A 20,092-nucleotide genomic window follows, 5' to 3' on the forward strand; every position below is an offset into this window, starting at 1 on the left:
GCCATGGATCTCAAGATCTTACGCAATTGGCGCCGTCCGGCGGCAGCCGCGATCATTCAGCGGACTCTTCGTCGGCAGGAAAAGCACCCAAAGCCAGCGGGAACAGGCGCCAAGACCTGGGAGCGAAGGTTATTCGGCCCCAGATTGGAAATCGCGCGTTTGCATGCCCGCTCCGGGCTCTCTGGTCAGTTGTCCGGCTTCAAATGGAATCGGCAGTGAAGAAACGGCGTCTCGGACCGATGGTGCCGTGCGGATGGTCGCCCCGAACTGCTCGGCGAGGTGGGCAAGTGCCGCCGCCGGCGCCGGGAGCGGCGAGGCGTCTCCCGCGAAGATGATGATGTGCGGCCGAAGCGTGCGAACAACTTCCGTGGCGCCGGAGAACGAACGCTCCTCGCGTGCATCGAGAATCAGCGTGTCGAGCCGCCATGCGCCGAGCGCGCGTGCGATCTGTGTCAGCTCGCGCCCATCGGCGCCGGCGTTGATCATGATCGCCTGCTCGTGCGTGCGGACGATCGTGCAAGAGCCCGGGAAGACATCGAGCAAGTACGCACGAGCGGCGACATTTTTCGGAAGCCGATTGCCGAAGGTGATTTCGGCCAGGCCCCACGCGAGAAGGACGCACGCGCACGCAACAAAGCCGCGGCTTCGCAGGCGAGCCCGAACGAACCAGAGCGTGAGAAGCAGCGTCGAAGCCAGCGCCCACGCCGTCGAGAGTTGCGGAACACGGATGGTGGCGATGGGGAGCGAATCCCACCACCGCGCTGTCGAAATCGCGAAGTCGGCGACGATGCTCATCGGGAGCGCGAGCAGCTCGGCGAACATCGGAAACACCATCCCGACGAGCAACGCCGCGTAGCCGAGCCAGAGTGCGACCACGATGATCGGGGTGATGAGCACGTTCGTGAGGATCGAGAGCGGGTTGAAGATTCCGACGTTGGCGGCGATCCAGGGCGCCGAAAGCGTCCAGCAGAGCAGGCCCGTGACTCCCAGCGCGATGATCGCATGACTTGCACGCGACCAGAGCAGACGCGGGGCAGAAGGCACGGGCCTGATGCCCAGCGGACGCGGGAAAAGTCGGAGCGAGAGCCGAGGGGCCAGTGCGAGAAGTGCCGCGGTCAAGCCGAAACTGAGCTGAAAGCCCAGCGACCACAACTCGCTCGGGTGGACCAGCAGCAGGGCGACAGCGGTCCACGCGAGCAGCGTGAGACGGTCGTACCGGCGACCCAGCATCTCCGCTCCGAGGAGAACCAGCAGAATCGTCGCGGCACGGATCAGCGGTGAATTCGCGGGGACGATCACGAGGAACAGCAGAACCGCCGCAGTAACAAGGATCGGTTCCAGCCGACCGAGATCACCCAACAGGCGCAGCGCAAACAGCGCCGCGCCGGCGAAGACGACGAGATGGAACCCGCTGATCGAGAGGATGTGCGCGAGCCCCAGCCGGTAGAAGGACGCCAGCCCTTCGGACGACGACCTGGGATTCTCTCCGAGCAGCAGCCCGCGCAGAAGTTCGCGCGCCTCAGGTGACGCGAGCGACGCGAGTTCATCCACGGTCTTGCTCGCGTGCTGCCGCGTGGCGCCGATCGCGCGCCGAAATACGTTGACCGCCGATTCGAACACGCCGGCCGGAGATTCATCCGGACGCAGCAGCACCGGCGCGGGAATGGTGAATGTGCCCGCGATCGAGCGATCCGCGGCCCATCGACGGAGATCGAACTCGCCCGGATTGCGAGGTGGCTGAACCGGATGGAGAGTGCCGCGCGCGATGAGCCGATCGCCGGGTCGCGGCGGCAACTTGGACTCGAATGACAACCAAGCATTCTGATCGAGCGGCCTGCTTCCGTCATCATCCACCACGCCGCGCACGCGCGCCAGGCACGACCACCTTGCGCGAGTGTCGTCGGACTTGAGTCTGGGGTTTTCAACAATTGTCAGGCGGAGGATCGCCATGCCCTGCGAGGGCACGGGCAGAGACGGCGGACCCGAGAGCCGCAGACAGCCCCACCCAAGTCCGAGTGCAAAGACCCCGGAGCACCACAGCGCAATCGCGGCGATCTTCGTCCTGCTCACGTTTCCCGCCCGCGGCACGAGCAACCACAGAGCGCCCAGCACGCCAGCGATTAGAAAAAAGAAGTCCGGCTTCGACGCGATCCCTACGCCCGATTCGATCAGCCGCCACGACGCGAGGATTCCCAGCGCCAGCGAAAAAAGCGCGCTGCCCGCGAGCAGACGCGCACCGATCAAGTTCGAGTGTTTGTTGCGTTCACGCCCCGGCACGCGGGGGATTCTAATGAATCGCAGAATGAACCCGCGCCCGGCGCATCGTCAATTGGCGACGACGATGTCGTCGAAGCGATCGAGGAAATTGATAGACGTGGCCTTCCCATTTGCATCGGTGTGGAAGTTCTTGCCGCTCGAATCCTTAAACCCGATGCCGTAATAAATCGATTTGTCGTCGTCGTCTACAAAATAGCGGGCGCCCTGCTTCTGAGAGAGGAAGACGCCGTCGGTTCCCGGCGCGTGGAAGATGATCTTGCCGCGTGCCGATGCGGGAAGGATTTCGTTAAGCTTTGCAGTCTTGGGGTCGGGGGTCGGGTTGGGTGCGCCAGGGTTGCCCGTGAGCGCCATGAGCGTGGCGAGCGCGCCGGAATTTTGGTATTCGGTGCCCGGTTGAGTCGGAATATCGCGTACCAAGAGACTCAAGTCGCCGCGATCCTTTGAGAGTCCGCCGGCGAGCGTGGTGTCGATTCCGAGTTTTCCTTGCGCTTGGCTGAGCAGGATGCCCGAGTTCGAGCCCCAGTAGAAGCGAGCGGGCTTGTTGCCGGTCGTTCCCGAATCCATATTGACAAACGTTGTTTTTCCCGCGGTCCCTGTATCGATCGGCAGTTTGCACGATTCATCCAGTTGCCACGCCAGCACCGGCTGCCCCTCGTAATCAACAAGATCGGGCAACTGCAGATTATCGTTGCGGCCTGTGAACTTCATGCCGGCTCGCGCCGCATTCACGCTACCGTCCGCGGCGAAACTCACCAGGTTCTTCGTACCCGGATTGAAATAGGCGCTCTTGCCGGAGCCGATCAAAGTCGGATCGACGTTGACTTTCGCATTGGCATCTGAAATCGAAACAGGCCCAACATCCTTCAGATAGTTCGAAGGCTCCTTCCCGGTCGGAATGTTCCCGACGATGATCGCGTCCTTGCCGCAGAGATCGAGCAGCACGTTTTCCATTCCCGTCATGCCGCGACCCGTTGAGCCGTTGGTGCCCGTGTTCTCCTGCAATCCCATCTCGCGCGCCGAGAAATACCCTGGGGCGCGCCGGTTGTCGGTTTCAAATGATGCGCACGCCGCCGAAGCCTTGTCCAGCATGCTGCGCGTCGCCTGCGCGCGTGCCGCCTTTCGCGCCCCGCCCAAGGCCGGAAGCAGAATCCCGATCAGGATCCCGATCAGCGCGATTACCACCAGCAACTCGATCAACGTAAAGGCCCGACGATCAGACCCCGCGCGTAGTTCTTGTGATTTCATGACCGTCTGTCCTGCTTGCCGCGATTTCCGGCCGGCAGATATGCCCGGCGGGCTGGGTGCGGCAGAATTCCCGAAGCCCTCACGAACGACCGCACATCCTATTCGGGTGGTATGCGTAAGGGTTCCATCGATGCATCCGTGCATCTCCCGAACCTGCCCGAGTTTGGCTACCTTTTGACGTGGCCCAAGTCGTCCCATTACAGACCCTCAGCGCGGCCGATCGGTCCGCGCTCGCGGCTCAGGCCGCCGCACTCATCGACCAGGGAGCGCTCGTCCTGCTGCCCACCGAAACGGTGTACGGGCTCGCGGCGAGTGCGTCCATCGCCGATGCACTCGGAAATCTCGCGGCACTCACTCCCGGTGTGCGACGCACGGTTTCCGCCAAGTCCGTCGGCACCAACGGTTTTACCTGGCACGCCTCAGGTTCCGCGTCCGTCGTTCGCGCCCTTGATCTCAAGTCGCCGGTTCACACACGAATCATCGCGAAACTGACACCCGGACCGGTGCGATTGCTGGTCGAAAGCGATCAGAAGAAATCGCTCGCCGGGGAAATCGCCGGTGCGTTCCGTTCGGGCGACGTGCTGTCCGTGCGCATCCCCGATCACGAGTTCACACGCGATGCGCTCTCGCGTGTCAAGGCTCCGGTCGCGATGGACCGCGTACCCAGCGCCATCAGCTCAACCGGCGCGCGGCTCGATGGCGACGCTCTCGATGCGGCGCTCGCCGCGGCGGACATCGCGCTCTGCGTCGATGACGGCCCGACCAGATTCGGAAGGGTCTCGTCCGCATTGCGATTCACCAGGGCCGGCGGATACAAGGTTGAATCCGAGAGCGCGATCTCGGCGCGGGAAATCGACGACGCGATTGTGACTCGAGTGCTGTTTGTCTGCTCGGGGAACACCTGCCGCAGCCCGATGGCCGAGCGGATCGCGCGCGATCTGGTGGAGCGCGCGCCGCTCGTCCCTGTGGCCGTCGAGTCAGCGGGCACTTCCGCCGCCGAAGGTGAACCCGCTTCGGAAGAAGGCGATCAGGTGCTCGCGCGGTTGGGCGTACCGGAAGAGAAGCACCGGCACCGCTCGCGCGCGGTCACCTCCGAAATGATCGGCCGATCCGATTTCATCTTCGCGATGACCCGCGCTCACAGGGAAGCGATCCTGTCGCTCGCTCCCGAAGCCTCCGACAAAGTCATGCTGCTCGACGCCGCCGGCGACATCCCCGACCCGATCGGTTCGGGCCTCGAGGCATACCGCAAGACCGCGGAGCGGCTCCGCCTCGGTATCCTTCACCGCTTTTCGGAATTGCGGCTTCTTTCCGGGGAGACGGGCAAGTCTCACAAGCCAAGGGTCAGGACGGCCGGAGAAAAGTTATGAAGATCGGTCTTGGCGCAGACCATCGCGGCACGGCCTCCATCAAGCTCCTCTCCGAAAGACTTCGGAGCGAGGGGCACGACGTGCAGATCCTGGGCGATTCGTCGGGCGAACCCTGCGATTACCCCGAACCCGCTTTCAAAGTCGGGAACGCCGTCTCTCAGGGACAGGTGGAACTCGGGGTGCTCATCTGCGGCACCGGCATCGGTATGTGCATCGCCGCCAACAAGGTCAAAGGCGTCCGCGCCGCCAACGTGCACGACGAGATCACGGCGCAGCTCTCACGCAGCCACAACAACTCGAACATTCTGTGTTTGTCCGCCGATCTGCTCGGGCAGCGCCTGATCGAGAAGATTGTCGAGCAGTGGATCGCCACGCCCTTCGCCGGCGGTCGCCACACGCGCCGTATCGACAAGATCACCGCGATCGAACAGGAGAAGGATCCGTCGAACGTAAAGGAGTGACCGCGCTCAGCCGCTCACATGGCGCACGATATCGAGCACGCCCTCGATTTCCTCTTTCGGCGAAACATACTGCGCGTGCGGCTTGAGCTTTTCGTCCGCGTTCGACGGACACGCGAAGAACGCGACCCGTTCCGCGATCGCGAGATCGGAAAGAGAGTCGCCGACGCCCGCAAGCCTTTCTTTCCGAAGCCCGGAGCGTGCGATCAGCCGCTCGATCCCCGTCGCCTTGCTCACGTGCGCGAGATCGAGATTGATCCAACGCACCGTCCGGCTCACGCGGATCGGCCAGCCGCTCGACTTCGAGACTTCCGCGATCCGCGGCATCAGCGACATCAAATAGTCCGTGTCCGGGTGATAGATCGAGATGCTCGCCGTTTTCCCCGGCTGCATCACCACCCCATTGGGTGCCAGCTCCCGCAGAATCCACTGCGAAAGAGCGCCCACGGAGAAAAGGTCTTGTGAGGTGACGTTCGGATCGATGACGAAGTCGCCCTGTGCCGGGTCGTAGAGCCACACCCCGTTCTCCGCGATGCACGGGACCGCCGTGTTGGTCATCAGGCGGCAGAGGCACTCGACAAATGGAAACGGCCTCCCGCTCGCCAGCGCCACCACGGGCACATCCCGCGATCCGATCGCGCGTCGATTGTGCTCCGCCAGTCGCGCGAGCGATGCCGCATCAAGGGGATGATGACTCTCGGGGCCCAGACAACCGTCGATATCGCAAATGATCGCGTCGAAACGCATCGTGAACTCTCCGCACGAGAATAGGGATTCGCCCCTCTCGCTTGCGCGACGGCACCGACCTTGCGCGCGCCGGACCTGATAGTCTCGCGAGCATGATCCGAGTGTTTGGAGTTGCGATCTTTATTTCCGCCGCGCTGTTGTTTCTGATACAGCCGATGGCGGCCAAGCTCGTGCTCCCGATTCTGGGCGGTTCGCCGAACGTCTGGAACACGGCGATGATGTTCTTCCAGACGATGCTCATCCTGGGGTATCTGTACTCGCACATCCTGACACGCAAACTGCCGCTGACGGCGCAGTTCCTCGTGCACGGCGCGGTGCTCGCCTGCGTCGTCGCCGCGCTCCCGATCGGTCTTCCGGACCGGCTTTTTTCCGGCATGACCCCCACGGGGTGGTTGCTCGCGACGCTCACAGTGATCGCGGGCCTTCCGTATTTCGCCGCGGCAACCACCGGCCCGCTGCTCCAGAGCTGGTTCGGCGCGACCGACGATCCCCGGGCGAAAGACCCGTACTTCCTTTACGCGGCGAGCAACGCCGGCAGCTTTGTGGGCCTGCTCTGTTTTCCCTTTCTGATCGAACCGACCTTCGCGCTCGACGGCCAGGGCGAGGTATGGACTGTCGGCTACTGCGTACTTGTCGTGCTCGTGCTGCTTTCCGGGTTGATGGCGATCCGACGAAAACGGGAGAGCCAAGGGCCCGTGCCCGAAATAGTCGCGGCAGCGCCGGTCACGTGGTCGAAGCGGTTCTTGTGGATCGCACTCGCCGCGGCACCCTCGAGCCTTTCGCTCGGCGTGACCGCGGCCATCACCATGGACGTCGCCGCCGTCCCGCTGCTCTGGATCGCGCCGCTTTCCATCTACCTGTTGACATTCACGCTCGCATTCTCGAACAGATTCAAAGTCAGTTCGAGCGCCACGACAACGCTTGCCGTCATTGCTGTGCTCGCCGTGCTCTTCAATTCCATGGGCGATATCAAGTGGCCCCTGCTCTGGATAATCGGTGCGCACTTTGCGGTGCTGGCGACCTGCGCCTACGCCTGCCATCGCCGCCTCTACGAGACCCGTCCCGACGTCTCGCGATTGACCGAGTTCTATCTGCTCGCCGCGATCGGCGGCGCGCTCGGTGGAGTCTTCAACGCGATCATCGCACCCGAGTTGTTCCGGTCCTTCTTTGAATATCCGCTCTCCATCGCCGCGTGCCTCGTGCTGATCGCACCCTCCGCGGCATCGCTGCGCCAATCCCGCTGGAAACACGCATTGGCATCGGGGGCGGCGGCGCTCTTCGTTGTCGCTCTGGGTTGGGTATTCGCCGTGAAATTCGCGACGCGGGACTCCAAGTTGGTTTACGGCGCGCTCATCACCGGCACCGCTCTGCTCGCCGCGCTATTCCCAAGAGGCGGCGGCAACTATCGCGTCGCTGGGATTCTGCTCGCGGCGATCCTCGTCACCGATTTCGCCGGCATCAACCGAAAAATGACCGTCTTTGCGGGGCGATCCTTCTTCGGGGTCTACACCGTTCTTCGCGATCCGCGCCGTGTGCAGATTGCTCACGGCTCGACCCTTCACGGAGAGCAGTTTGTCAGTCCTGATCTCGCGGAGATCCCGACTTCCTACTACCACCCGCTCGGCCCGCTCGGAGATATCTTCGCCGTCGATCGGCGCGGCGGAAGACCGATGCGTATCGCCGGTGTGGGCCTCGGAGCCGGCACGATCGCGGCATACGCCGTCCCCGGAGACGAGATCACGTTCTTTGAGATCGACCCGCTGGTCCGCAGAATCGCAGAAGACGAGTCGATGTTCACCTACATCTCCCAGGCAAGGGCCAGGGGCGCAACGGTGAAGATCATCATCGGTGATGGCCGGATGGGGCTCGCCACATCAGACCAGGAATTCGACCTGATCATTCTCGATGCTTTCAGTTCCGACTCGATCCCTGTTCATTTGCTCACCGTTGAAGCCATGCAAATGTACAAGAAGCGTCTCGCCCCGGACGGCATCCTCGCCGTTCACGCCTCGAATCGATACTTCGATCTGGGCGTGATGGTGCTTCACACCGGCGGGCGTGCGGATCTGCCGTGTGTCATCCGGGAGGACCTGATGAAGGAGCCAAACGCCAAAAGAATGCGGAGAGATTCAACGTGGCTGGCGCTCAGCAAGTCGACCGACACGCTCAAGTTGCTGCTGGGGCGCCCCGAGTGGTTTGCCGCCTATCTCGATCCCAAGCAACGGGTTTGGACCGACTCGTACTCGAGCATTTTCGACGTGCCCTGGAGGTAGCGACGGGCGGATTGTCGTGAATCGTCTTCGTCTGCCCGCCGGCGAACCGACCAAATCATGCGGAGCGAAGGGTCCGTCGCATTCCGCGAGCCGGGAGCCCAAACTCCTACACTCGTTCTCTATGGCCTCCTTCCCCCAGATCAACCCGAATCTCAGCGCGCCCGTCCTCACCCAGCGCATCCCGAGCTGGCCCTACGCCGACCCCAAGGGCCGCCACATCGTCAGCTACGAGGAATACATCAAGCCCGGCCCGCATGGAGCCGGCTACGAAGCGCTGCGCAAAGCGATCTCCATGAAGCCGGACGCGGTGACAGAGGAAGTGAAGAAAAGTGTCCTGCGCGGGCGGGGTGGCGCGGGCTTCCCCACCGGCCTCAAGTGGACGTTCCTCCCGAAGCTCAAAACCAACGACGCCGGGCAGGAAGACGACCCCGGCGTGCGCTATCTCGCCGTCAACGCCGACGAATCCGAGCCTGGCACGTTCAAAGACCGCCTGCTCATGGATTTCGATCCGCACCTGATGCTCGAGGGCATCGCGATCTGCTGCTACGCCTGCCGCATCGGCACCGCGTACATCTTCATCCGGGGCGAGTATCACCATCAGGCGAAAGTCCTCGAGAATGCCATCAAGGAGGCGTACGCCAACGGCATCTTTGGTGGCACCGGCCTTCTGGCCGGTGCTCAAACCGCGCGGGGCGGCTCCTTCAAAGTCGAGTGCCACGTGCATCGCGGCGCCGGCGCCTACATCTGCGGCGAAGAGACCGGCTTGCTCGAAGCGCTCGAAGGCAAGCGCGGCTGGCCCCGCATCAAGCCCCCGTTCCCCGCGATCAAAGGCCTCTTCGGCAAGCCGACGATCATCAACAACGTCGAGACTTTGGCGCACCTGCCCAGCATCATCCACCACGGCGCTGAATGGTTCATGAAGCAGGGGACCGTCAGCAAGTTCCCCAACACGCCCCCGAGCCACGGCACGAAGTTGATGGGCGTGAGCGGCCACGTCAACCGCCCCGGCGTCTTCGAGCTCGAACTCGGCACGACGCTCCGCCAGATCATCGAAGACCCCAATCTCTGCGCCGGCATGCGCAGCGGCAAGAAGTTCAAGGGCGCGATCGCCGGCGGCATCAGCATGGGCATCCTCGGCCCGGACCAGATCGACGCCGAGATGGATTTCGACATCGGCCGCAAGTACAACGTGCTGGGTCTGGGCACGGCCTGCCCGACCGTCTTCGACGAAGACACCGACATGGTCGCCGTCGCCCGCAACATCGCCCGCTTCTTCAAGCACGAATCGTGCGGCCAGTGCACGCCCTGCCGCGAGGGCAGCGGCTGGCTCTACCAGCTCCTGATGCGCATCGAAGAAGGCAACGGCCGCACCAAAGACCTCGACCTCGCGCTCGAGATCGCGACCAGCATGGGCAGCATGCCGGGTACGACGATCTGCGGCCTCGCCGACGGCAACAACTGGGCCGTGCGCACGATCATGAACAAGTACCGCGACGAGTTCGAGAAGCGCGTAAAGCCCACGTTTGTGCCCGTGAAGATGACGGTGGGCGCGGGGGCGAGGTAAGTATGAAGCGTGCCAGGTGGTGCGCATTGCTTGGATGCGTGTCCGGCACCCTTGCGTTGCAATTCGCGCTGGCCTTCGATCCTCCCGAGCGGCAGGTTGCGGCAATGAATCATCCCGCAACCGATAAAACCGCAATCGAGGAACTCGCAAGGATCTGGAAATCGCTCGATCGTGAGCGGATGAAACCGCTGGTCAACGTGTATCCATTGGAGCCCAAACTCAAACTCGGAGAAGACTCTCTGGGGTTTGGAAACAAGCAAGATCTGACCAAGTACCTGGCGGAGATTCAACCGACGATCGAGGAGATGATTCGCGTCGCGGCGCGGATTCCCGAGCAGTTTGGGTCGCCGCCGTCCGACTCGGACGAGAGCCCGAATGCTCACATGGAGTATCCCCGCGCCTGGATTCAGAATTTCGAGCGACTGCTTTCTGCGGACGCCTCGTGGAAATGGGAGAACGCCGAGGCAGACGCGGCGGCGGATCGAATCGGTGCGGTTTTCCGATTTGCGCAGTGGCTTTGGGTTCAGCGAGAAGACTCGAATTCACCGGTGATCGCTGTTGGACTCGTCGTTCGCAACAGCAAGCACCTGAACGCCATGCTCGATGACGGCATGGACAAAGCGCTGTCAAGCGATGCGAAGGCAAGGCTTCAGTCGGCGATGGCCGAGATCGAGGCGAGCGATCCGGGTGGTCTGCTGCGGGGTTGGGAGGATGCGGCACAGAACAACGTGCGGTGGTTTCGCCAGGAGTTTCTGGGTGAGGATGGGGCGAAGCGCTACGCAGAGTATTTGCGCACGTACGGCGTGTTTGCTGGCGCTGTTTCCGACCTGAGCAGGTTCGATGCGAAGGCAGCGGAAGTATGGCGAGAAATTCAAGGGCTTGTGCCGGAGAAGGACTTCGCAGAGAAGGCAAGCGGCCTCACGAAAGAGCAGCTGAGCGCCGCGATTGATGAGGCGGAGAAACTCGTTTCTCCTCTTGCAGTTGCGATCCGGGCTGAAAACATCGACTCGGTGAGAACGCTCTCGACACAGATCGCATCGGACCAGACGCAAGTGGCCAGGTGCGTCATCGGTCCGGTCGTTCCCACGCTTCAGTTGTCGCAGTCAGCAAGGGAAGCGCTCGCCGAATCCAAGCGTCGGATTTCTGAAAGCGCAAAATAGCTTCGCGCGAAGCTCAGATTCAGCTGTCAAAGAGATTGCTGGTGAAGAGCCGAGATTCAGATCCCTAGAATCCATTATGTCGAACGCGACCAAAGACGATCGACTCGCGGCATTCTGCCGCCGCTACGGCGTCGCCGAATTGTGGCTATTCGGTTCGGTTGCCAAAGACACCGCGATCGCCCAGAGCGACATCGACATTCTGGTGAGATTCCTCCCCGACTCCACAACCTCCACGTGGGATTGGCCCGCAATGACCGACGAACTCCGCGATATCTTCGGACGCGAAGTAGACCTGCTTTCCGTCGGCGTGCTGCGCAACCCGTTCCGGGCCGCCTCAATACTCGCCGCGCGGAAGTTGCTGTACGCCGCTTAGAATAATGACATGAGCGGAATCGGAAGCCATCCACGGATCACGATCGATCCAAACGTCATGGGCGGGAAGCCCTGCATCCGCGGGCTGCGCTTTCCCGTTTCGCGATTGCTCGGACTTCTCGCTTCCGGTCAGACCGAGGAGCAGATTCTTGCCGGACACCCCGATCTCGAATTGGAAGACATCCGCGCCGCGATCGCGTTCGCCGCGGCACTGGCGGATGACCGGGTCATTCTTTTGAAATCCGCCTGACGCGCGGTTCGCTCGTACTCCAGCCGAACCATGCGATTCCTCGTGGATCAACCGGTCAGCCCGATTCTCGCCGAATGGCTGCGGAGCATCGGCCATGATGCGCAGCATGTCCGCGATCGGGGCATGTCGGCCGCCACGGACACCGCGATTCTCGACCTTGCCCGGTCCGAGCAACGGAACCTTGTGACGGCAGACTTGGACTTTTCCCGCCTGATCGCTCTCAGCGGGCAGGACCAGCCCGGTCTCATCCTTTTCCGAGCCGGGAATATCTCGGACTCCGAGATGCTTGCGCTGCTTCGGCGCGTTCTTGCGGAAGTTTCGGAGAATGCGATCGCAACGTCGATTGTTGTGGTTGATGCCGACTCGATCCGTGTCGCCCGCCTGCCGATCCGCGGCGGATAACGACTTGGTTGCGAGCCGCGGCCTGTCCGTTGTCATCATGTGCGGCGACACCACCTCGCGACCGTTGAAACGCTCGATACTCACGATTTAATCTGCCTCGTGATCGTCAAATCCGAGATTCTCGCATCATCCGCGAGCATGAACGCTTTGCTGAGGATGATCGACAGGGTGCGGTCGCCCTCGAATGGCAGGAAGACGTCGCTCGAACCAAGTTCGTTCCGCGAGGTCGGCACGATGCAGAGGTACTGATCGTTCGGTTCCATCAGGATGTTGCCGCTGCCCAGGTGAATCTTGTACGTGCGGAGGCTGCCCCGGACGGTGAGAAACTTGTCCGTGAGCGCGCACCGATCGGCGATCTTCAGGCGGGGCACAAGGCGTGAAAGCAGATCGCGCCGGGTCTCCGCGGTGGCCGAGAGCTCGCCGAAGGAGTAATTCTGCCAATAGTCGCGGAACTGCTGGTTCGGTCCGCCGTCGTTCCACTGCGGGTTGTTCCCGACGCTCGTCACGCCGACAAAGAGATCGCAATCGCGCAGGACTTCGCTCAGCACCAGCGCCGGAATCGAATCCAAGCGCAGCGGCATATTGGTCGCGTTGCCCGCCTCAGCCGTCATGGCGTACGCGCCGCCGGCCGCGTGCACGGAGTTCGGCGCAGCCTCCATCCGGTAGAAGCGCACCTGATCCGTCGCAAGATGCAGATACGCCCCCGACTCGTTCGTATCGGTTCCAAAGTCGTCGCCGACCGGCTCGACCCAGAACTCCGCGCGCAGCCCGTGCGCCCGGATGGTCCGGCTCGGCGGCGGATACTCCGCGTCCACCATCAGGCGCAGCTTGTGACGCCAGTTCCGCTGGTCGCACAAAGCCTTGAACTGGTGCTGCCGCACGATGTGCGCCGCGAACCGATTGGAGTACGTCTCGGTTCGCCTCTCGGCATCGGTGAGCAGGTACACCTCGCGGTGCGCCTGCTTGAAGGGCTGGCGGATCCGCCGGTCCTCGACAAAGCGCCGCCACGCCAGCGTTTCCTCTGTCGGCGCCTCGACCGGATGCCAGAGCCGCACGATTGCTCGCTCCGAAAAGTCACATGCCTTTTCATCAAAGCCGACCAGCCCTTCCGGGCCCGGCATCACGCCGATCCGCCGGGAGCCATCGGCGACATTCCAGATCAGCCGCCGCGCCACGACGCCCACCACCGGATGATCGAGATACCGCTCGCGCCAGGCCGCGATCGGCCACGAGCGATCGTCGAGAAACATCGAGTCGATGCGGTCGCGCTGCGCCGAGAGCATCGAGCCGAGGTCCTTCGCCGCGGCCTTGAGCTCCTTGAATTCCGGCGCAAAGTCCTTCTTCACGCTCGCCGGAACACTCTTGACTTCCTTGCCCTTGTTGCCGCCGGCATCCTTCTTGAAATAGCGCAAGGGCACATCGCCGTCGTGTGCCGAGAGCTCGACGATCGTCTCGCCCAGCTCCTCGCGCCGCACGCCGACCTCCGAAAGCCCGTAGGTCGGAACGCCCAGTTCTTCGATCTCCTCACGCGGCAGCCCCGCGCGCGCCGCCGCGGCATTGAGCGCCTTCTCGATCGCCTTCTGCGCCGGGATGAACTTGACCTTGACGCGCAGTATCGCGAGCTGGCCGAGCGCGTCGGGGCCGGGGATCTGGCTGAGCGCCCAGATGGCGGCATTGCCGACCTTCGTGGCGCGCGGGCCCAGGCCGGGAATGGGTCTGTAGCACGAAAGCGCCAAACCGCCGAGCCGCCGCGCGAGCGTTTGATCAGGCACCTGTACCGCAATCCAACACAACCCCTTTAGGACTTCGAGGTTTCCGTCGGCGATCGCATATCCCCCCGCCGGGAATTCGCGATATGCCTCAGCTCTCAGGGCAGTTCGCGGTCGGTCGACCAACGGAAACCATTCAAGCAGTGCATCCAAAAACGAGCGTCGTCCGATTTCGTCGATCAGAGAGGCCCAAGTCCTCAGCCATTTGGCAGTAGGAGCCGAGCCACTTGTCGAGCCGCAAGCAGCCATCAATCGGATCCACGCACTACGCTGATTCGGAGTCTGCTTTTCGAGATACACGAGTGCGGCATCCGACCACGCCTCGCCTGGCTCGATCGGTGGAGTTTCCTCCAGCCCGAGCAGCTTGCGAACTCTTGCGTTGCGGTCGTGATCGGACTTGGGACTCTGCTCCCATTCCTCCAGCATCTCAGCGAGATATCGGTTCATGCTTGGGGTCAACTTCCCCGCATGAGGCTCGATCCAACGCCACAATCCCTCTCGTACCGCCGTTCTCGCGGGGCAGTACTCCCGCGATCCGGGCTTGGGAATCGCGCACAATCGATCGATCCACGCGGCGGTGCAGTTCTTGCCGCGGCGCATCGCCCACTGCGTGAAGAGTTCAACACCATGGTGGCGGAAGTAGTCGGGGTCGTCAGACGATGTGCGATTCTTTCGCCACTTTTCAATAAGTAAATTGGCGCGATCGGGCGCGAGAACGATCACGGCAGCCAACTCGTCGTCGGAAATGGACTTGAGAGTCTTGCAAACGTCAAATGAATCGAATCGGCAGCCGTAGGAAGCTCGCTTGGATTCGGCCTCTTCTTCAATGAGCCGTAGTAGCGATTCTGCCTCGGCGCTTTTCGGAGCAATCAGCTGACGAATCATTCGCGGCAACACACGTCATCCCCCCACCAGCGGCACAAGCTTCAAGAACGTCACTTCCGACACCCGCTTCAACTCGACCACCTCATCCAGCGTTTCCGTCTGTTTCTCTCCCGCGAGCACGACAAAGCCGTTGCGCTCATACGCCTCGCACGCTTTCTCGAACTGCTGCTTCCAATCGACGTCGCGCCCCGGCTTCGGCTTGACACCGTTCAGACTCACTTCCGCTTCGCTCGGCTGCACCAGACCGCGAAAATAGCCCCCGCTCGCGGTCTGCCGCTCGCGGTTGTAATCCTGCACTTCCTCGTAAATCCGCGAACGGATGATCTCGCGCACCGTCACCCGCTCGGTCGGGAATTCCAGCGTCCGTCTGTTCGTAACGGCCCCTGCGGTCGATTCATCAATAACTTGGAGTGTTGCCGACATTGTGCGAGTGTACACAATGCGCCGTACTGTCTAAAGCAAACTTGTGCAAAGAAGGCCGGACTCCGCACGCCAAGATGGCGAGACCAATTCGCTATTCCGCCCGCGCAACCGCCGCATTCGCAACCCGCTGTCCCCTGAACACCATCCACGCCCACAGTAAAAACGGCGCGAAGAACGCCGCCGCCACGCTCCAGATCGCCCCAGCGTGCAGCAACGTGAACGATGTCAGCGCCGCGGGGATGCACCAGTAGAGCAAGAGCGCCGGGATGACCACCCACCGCGGCGTGCGGCTCGCCACATTTCTCGTTGCGTTCTCAAACGGCGAGGCACGCCGCCGCAATTCCAGTTGCAGCTTGCGCGCCCACGCAAACTCTGTCGCCAGAATCCCCAGCCCGATCGGAACCAGGATCACCGGCCCCGGCCCCGGCAGCGGCGCGATGATGATCCCGAAAATGATCACCGCCGTCCCCGCGATCAGGATCCACAGCCGCTTGCTGTTTCTCCGCAGCAACTCGACCGCCGCGGCTCCGCCTGCCAAAGCTGTTCGGATGCGCGTCTCAAAGATCCCATAGATCAGCAGGCACGCGAGTAGTGCCAGCAGAATGACCGCGATCCAGAATGACGGCGTGTGGATATCAACGGGCTTCCTGACCGGTGTTGTTTGAAGGATCAGAAAAGACATCCGCACTTCTATCTCGGAATTGCGGAAGTCGTCTTCCGCGGGTGGTGGATGTGGGGCTGGGCTGAATCGGTGTGGCTTGAGATGCGTTGAGTAGTTCGGGGTGAAAGTAGGGGGTGGGTTCGTTGTGGGGTTCTCGGACTCCAAAACGGTCGCCGCACCCGCGTGGTTCGCGCGCCGTGCAGGTTAATCTAGGGTGAGGAGAATCGAGTGATGCGGCAACCCATCTTTGTTCTGTGCGCGTTGGTCGGAGCAATCCTCGCGGCATCTTTCGCGACCTCCGCCTTCGGCGCTCCGCCTCGCCAGAACGTCGTCTTCAGCATCACTCAGACCACGACAGTCGGCCAGTCGGTCTTCGTCCTCGGCGACCTCCCCGAACTCGGCAACTCCGACATGCGCTACGCGGTCAAGCTCGACCCTTCGGCCTACCCGACCTGGCGCGTCACCATCAGCCTCCCCGCCAATCGCTCGTACACCTATCGCTACGTCCTTCGTAACGACGGTCCGGGCCAGACAAGCCAGAGCGCCAACGGAACGCAAATCGGAAGCGTGATTGCCGCGAGCACAAGCGCTGCGCCGCTCGCGCCGCCCACCAAGTCGATCCTTTGGACGACCGATCACGCCAATCCGATTCTCTGGTGGAGGCAGGATACCGGCGCTTTCCAGCAGAAGCCGCTCGAGCGCTACGGCCCCGGGCGCGTCCGCACCGGAAACGTGCAGGAGCAGATCTGGTTCGCGTGGAACGTGGGGGTCGGCGGCAAATCAATCGAGTTCTATCTCACCGATTCGCAGGGTGGCAATCGCGTGCCGACATTCGGAAACTTCAACACCGAGCTCGACGCGGCATTCGTGCAGGACGCGAAGGTCTTTTCGTACCTGCCCGCGCCGTCGGTCAGCGTCTCGAAGCGGGATTACTTCGCGAGCGCGCCGCCGAGCATGTTCTCGACCAACCTGAGCGAGTCGCGCCCGTATCGCGTTTATCTGCCCCGCGGTTACGCCGAGCACACGACCCGGCGCTATCCCGTGCTCTACATGCACGACGGGCAGAACATCTTCGAGGTCGGCCCCTTCGGCAGCTGGAACATGGCGACAACGGTTGAAAACCAGACCAACGGAGGCAAAGTCCGCGAGGCGATCGTCGTCGGCGTCGACAACACCGCCAACCGGCTGAAGGATTATCTTCCTCCCGGCGATTCGATCAGCGGCAGCGGCGCCGGCTGGGCCGACAAGTACGCCCGCTTCCTCCGCGACGAACTCAAGCCCTACATCGATTCGCACTACCGCACGCTGACGGGCGCGTCCGACACGCTCACGATGGGTTCGAGCATGGGTGGCGTCGTCTCGCTCTACCTCGGCTGGGATTTCACGGGCACCTTCGGGAAAATCGGCGCGATGAGCGGCGCCTGGTGGACGACGACCAACTTCCTCGCCCGCGTCAAACCCGCCGCCAATTTTCGCGACATCCGCATCTACATGGATCACGGCGACAGCGGCACATCCAACGACGACTACTGGAACTCCGTCAACCTGCGCGACGCGTTCGTTGGCGGCAACCCCGTGCGCTACCCGATCGAAGGCACGCTCCGCCACGTCGTCGGTTTCGGCCAGCAGCACAACGAGGCCGCGTGGTCCGCCCGCTTGCCCGGTGCGCTCGCGTTCCTGCTCCCGCCCGGCGACGACACCAACGAGATCCTGCGCGACGTCTTCAACCCCGCCTACGACGTCAACGCCGACGGCAAGATCGATCTCGAAGATCTCTGTGCGCAGCACGCGACACCCAAAGACCTCAACGCCGACGGCCAGATCAACGACGCCGACCGCCAGCGCCTCTCGGATTTTCTCCGCCGCAACGAGATCGAAGAAATGACGGCGGGGAGAAGGCAGTGATCGCGGGTAGAAGAATCCCGATTCGGTACTGGGCATCCGCCTATTGATTCGCCCATGTCTTTCGCGCGATCGATAAGCGGCGGTTGCGAGATTTTTCTCAAAGTCGTCCCCGGCAGCTCGCGCGATGCCATCGCCGGCGTGCTCGGCGATCGGCTCAAAGTCAAAGTCGCCGCCGCGCCCGAAGGCGGCAAAGCCAACAAGGCTGTCTGCGCTCTCCTCGCCAGCACGCTCGCCGTGAAGTCGCGTGATGTCTCCATCATCGCCGGTGCGACGTCGCCCGAAAAAACCGTGCGCATCAACAGCTTGACCGTCGAACAGGCTCACCAAGCGCTAAGAAAGTTTGCGGATCAAAGTTGAATCCGCCGGAGCAGCCGCGATCAGTCCCGTCCGCCCAGACTCCTTCTTTAATTCTCCTCCGCGCAACTACGCAGCCTCCGCTTCTCCGCGTTCTCTTCCGTCTTTCCCCCGCTAAACTCGCCCGCGATGGCGAAACGTCCACTCTCAAGAAAGAGTTCCGCGCCGCTCGTCGGCATCATCATGGGCTCGAAGAGCGATCTCGAGACCATGCGCCACGCCGCCGATGTGCTCGATGAACTGCGCGTCCCGTACGAGATCCTCGTCGTCTCGGCGCACCGCACGCCTGATTGGTTGTTCACCTACGCGCAGAGCGCCGAAATCCGCGGCATCAAGGTCATCATCGCCGGCGCGGGCGGCGCCGCCCACCTCCCCGGCATGACTGCGAGCAAGACGACCCTCCCTGTGCTCGGCGTTCCGGTCGAGAGCCGCGCACTCAAAGGCCTCGACTCGCTTCTCTCCATCGCGCAGATGCCCGCGGGTATCCCCGTCGGAACGCTCGCCATTGGCAAAGCGGGCGCGATCAACGCCGGCCTCCTCGCCGCGGCAATCATTGCGACCGCCGATCCGGCAACCCGCCGCCGGCTCGCCGCTCGGCGCGCTGCACAAACCAAGTCCGTCATGCAATCCAAAGACCTCAAACCCGACGTGAAAAAACTCCGCAACGTGTAGCGTCTTTCTTCTCTTCTTCTCTTCTTCTCTTCTTCTCTTCTTCTCTTCTCCTCCGTGCCTTTCTCCGTGGTTCTCTGTGGTCCTCCGTGTTTTCTTTCCCCGGTGATTCATGCTGATCGGTGTACTCGGCGCAGGGCAACTCGGCATGATGATCGCCCAGGCCGGCGCGCGCCTCGGCCACTCATTCCGCTTCCTCGATCCGATCGCCGATTCTCCCGCGAGAGTTGCGGGCGATCTCATCGTCGGCGATTTCACCAGCACCGACGCACTCAAACGCTTCGCGCACAAGCTCGACATTGTCACCTGGGAATTCGAGAATGTCCCTTGCAGCGCGGTGCAGGTGCTCTCGCGCTCCGTACCCACGCGTCCCGGCATCGCGCTCCTTGAGATCGCGCAGGATCGTCTCAGCGAAAAGATGGCGTTCTCTGAGATCGGTCTCGCACCGGCGCGCCACCTGCCGATTTCCTCGCTCGCCGATCTGCGCGACGCCGTTGGCGCGCTCGGCGTTTCGTGTATACTCAAGACCCGGCGCATGGGGTACGACGGCAAGGGGCAGTTCCTCATCCGCGCGTGCGAAGATGTCGATGCCGCGTGGCAGAAACTCGGCGGCGCGGGCGACCTGATACTCGAAGCGCTGGTCGACTTCGAACGCGAAGTGTCACTCATCGCGTGCCGCAGCGCGTCAGGCAGCGCAGTCCGCAAGGATGCAGGCAATGTCGGAGGCAATGGCATCGCGTTTTATCCGATGCCGACCAACGTACACAAGGGCGGAATCCTCCGGGTGAGCCGCGCGGGTGAGGGCGCGGAGATCGAACCCGAGCTTGAGCTCGCGGCGCGCGCGGCGATGGCGAAGCTCCTCGGTGGTGTCGACTACGTTGGCGTGATGACGATCGAGTTCTTTGTGGTTCGCCGCGCTGATGGAGGGCGAGCGCTGATCGCGAACGAGATGGCGCCGCGCGTGCACAACAGCGGACACTGGACAATCGAGGGCGCGCGCACGAGTCAATTCGAGAATCACTGCCGCGCGATCAGTGGGATGGAGCTCGGTTCGGCAGCGCTCACTCATCCGGCCGCGGCGATGGTGAACATCGTGGGCGAGGCGCCGGACCGGGCGAAGATCGCGGGGGTGAAGGGCGCGACGCTCCACATGTACGGCAAGGAGCCGCGCGAAGGGCGCAAGCTCGGGCACATCACCCTCGTGGGTTCGAGGGCCGAAGTCGATTCGGGGCTCGAAGCGCTCCGCGGCACGCCGGGCACGATCATCGGTTGATCCCCTGATTCGCGGCAACGTCGCGAACAAACCGA

Annotated in this window: 18 protein-coding genes; 12 read left to right on the forward strand and 6 right to left on the reverse strand. The window is 62.7% G+C overall.

Annotation, left to right across the window (positions count from 1 at the left end):
• Positions 1-129: 129 nt before the first annotated feature.
• Entirely contained in the window at positions 130-2,244 is a 2,115-nt protein-coding gene (locus tag KF691_01550) for a ComEC family competence protein (GenBank protein ID MBX3388120.1), read from the reverse strand.
• 81 nt (positions 2,245-2,325) lie between these two features.
• Positions 2,326-3,522: a prepilin-type N-terminal cleavage/methylation domain-containing protein gene (locus KF691_01555; protein MBX3388121.1), complete on the reverse strand. Its 1,197-nt coding sequence runs from the start codon at positions 3,520-3,522 to the stop codon at positions 2,326-2,328.
• 179 nt (positions 3,523-3,701) lie between these two features.
• Here KF691_01555 and KF691_01560 point away from each other — a divergent pair, with 179 nt between their 5' ends.
• Both KF691_01560 and rpiB read left to right on the forward strand, forming a co-directional pair.
• Positions 3,702-4,892, forward strand: a complete 1,191-nt coding sequence (locus tag KF691_01560) for a Sua5/YciO/YrdC/YwlC family protein (GenBank protein MBX3388122.1) — start codon at positions 3,702-3,704, stop codon at positions 4,890-4,892.
• Positions 4,889-5,353, forward strand: coding sequence for a ribose 5-phosphate isomerase B (gene rpiB / locus KF691_01565; protein MBX3388123.1), 465 nt, complete (start codon positions 4,889-4,891; stop codon positions 5,351-5,353). Before KF691_01560 ends, rpiB begins: the two co-directional genes overlap by 4 nt.
• Before the next feature lie 6 nt (positions 5,354-5,359).
• Here rpiB and KF691_01570 read toward each other — a convergent pair whose 3' ends face one another.
• Positions 5,360-6,097, reverse strand: a complete 738-nt coding sequence (locus KF691_01570; GenBank protein ID MBX3388124.1) for an HAD hydrolase family protein — start codon at positions 6,095-6,097, stop codon at positions 5,360-5,362.
• Positions 6,098-6,189: 92 nt separating this feature from the next.
• Between KF691_01570 and KF691_01575 the strand changes: the two genes are divergently transcribed.
• The 6 genes from KF691_01575 to KF691_01600 all read left to right on the forward strand — a co-directional run bounded on the left by KF691_01575 (position 6,190) and on the right by KF691_01600 (position 12,118).
• A complete protein-coding gene (locus tag KF691_01575; GenBank protein MBX3388125.1) occupies positions 6,190-8,370 on the forward strand; it encodes a fused MFS/spermidine synthase in 2,181 nt (726 codons plus the stop codon).
• Between the two features lie 121 nt (positions 8,371-8,491).
• Positions 8,492-9,934 (forward strand): NADH-quinone oxidoreductase subunit NuoF, encoded by a 1,443-nt coding sequence (gene nuoF / locus KF691_01580; GenBank protein MBX3388126.1) that lies wholly within the window; start codon positions 8,492-8,494, stop codon positions 9,932-9,934.
• A gap of 38 nt (positions 9,935-9,972) precedes the next feature.
• Positions 9,973-11,094 (forward strand): hypothetical protein, encoded by a 1,122-nt coding sequence (locus KF691_01585; protein MBX3388127.1) that lies wholly within the window; start codon positions 9,973-9,975, stop codon positions 11,092-11,094.
• A 76-nt stretch (positions 11,095-11,170) separates the two neighbouring features.
• Positions 11,171-11,467, forward strand: a complete 297-nt coding sequence (locus KF691_01590; GenBank protein MBX3388128.1) for a nucleotidyltransferase domain-containing protein — start codon at positions 11,171-11,173, stop codon at positions 11,465-11,467.
• 9 nt (positions 11,468-11,476) lie between these two features.
• On the forward strand, positions 11,477-11,716 hold the full coding sequence (locus KF691_01595; protein MBX3388129.1) for a DUF433 domain-containing protein: 240 nt from the start codon (positions 11,477-11,479) through the stop codon (positions 11,714-11,716).
• 30 nt (positions 11,717-11,746) lie between these two features.
• Positions 11,747-12,118 carry a DUF5615 family PIN-like protein gene (locus KF691_01600; protein ID MBX3388130.1) on the forward strand — a complete coding sequence of 124 codons (372 nt, stop codon included), beginning with the start codon at positions 11,747-11,749 and terminating at the stop codon, positions 12,116-12,118.
• A gap of 80 nt (positions 12,119-12,198) precedes the next feature.
• Here KF691_01600 and KF691_01605 read toward each other — a convergent pair whose 3' ends face one another.
• The 3 genes from KF691_01605 to KF691_01615 form a co-directional block, all read right to left on the reverse strand.
• Positions 12,199-14,772: a DUF4132 domain-containing protein gene (locus KF691_01605; protein ID MBX3388131.1), complete on the reverse strand. Its 2,574-nt coding sequence runs from the start codon at positions 14,770-14,772 to the stop codon at positions 12,199-12,201.
• Positions 14,773-14,787: 15 nt separating this feature from the next.
• Positions 14,788-15,195 (reverse strand): hypothetical protein, encoded by a 408-nt coding sequence (locus tag KF691_01610; protein ID MBX3388132.1) that lies wholly within the window; start codon positions 15,193-15,195, stop codon positions 14,788-14,790.
• A 91-nt stretch (positions 15,196-15,286) separates the two neighbouring features.
• Complete coding sequence (locus KF691_01615; protein MBX3388133.1) at positions 15,287-15,877, reverse strand: PGPGW domain-containing protein; 591 nt, start codon at positions 15,875-15,877, stop codon at positions 15,287-15,289.
• A 210-nt stretch (positions 15,878-16,087) separates the two neighbouring features.
• Between KF691_01615 and KF691_01620 the strand changes: the two genes are divergently transcribed.
• The 4 genes from KF691_01620 (at position 16,088) to KF691_01635 (ending at position 20,057) form a co-directional block, all read left to right on the forward strand.
• On the forward strand, positions 16,088-17,761 hold the full coding sequence (locus KF691_01620; protein ID MBX3388134.1) for a hypothetical protein: 1,674 nt from the start codon (positions 16,088-16,090) through the stop codon (positions 17,759-17,761).
• A gap of 54 nt (positions 17,762-17,815) precedes the next feature.
• On the forward strand, positions 17,816-18,118 hold the full coding sequence (locus tag KF691_01625; protein MBX3388135.1) for a DUF167 domain-containing protein: 303 nt from the start codon (positions 17,816-17,818) through the stop codon (positions 18,116-18,118).
• 126 nt (positions 18,119-18,244) lie between these two features.
• Positions 18,245-18,787, forward strand: coding sequence for a 5-(carboxyamino)imidazole ribonucleotide mutase (purE, locus tag KF691_01630; protein MBX3388136.1), 543 nt, complete (start codon positions 18,245-18,247; stop codon positions 18,785-18,787).
• A 109-nt stretch (positions 18,788-18,896) separates the two neighbouring features.
• Positions 18,897-20,057: a 5-(carboxyamino)imidazole ribonucleotide synthase gene (locus KF691_01635; GenBank protein ID MBX3388137.1), complete on the forward strand. Its 1,161-nt coding sequence runs from the start codon at positions 18,897-18,899 to the stop codon at positions 20,055-20,057.
• Positions 20,058-20,092: the final 35 nt, after the last annotated feature.

Source organism: Phycisphaeraceae bacterium (genome assembly GCA_019636555.1).
Lineage (GTDB): Bacteria > Planctomycetota > Phycisphaerae > Phycisphaerales > UBA1924 > JAFEBO01.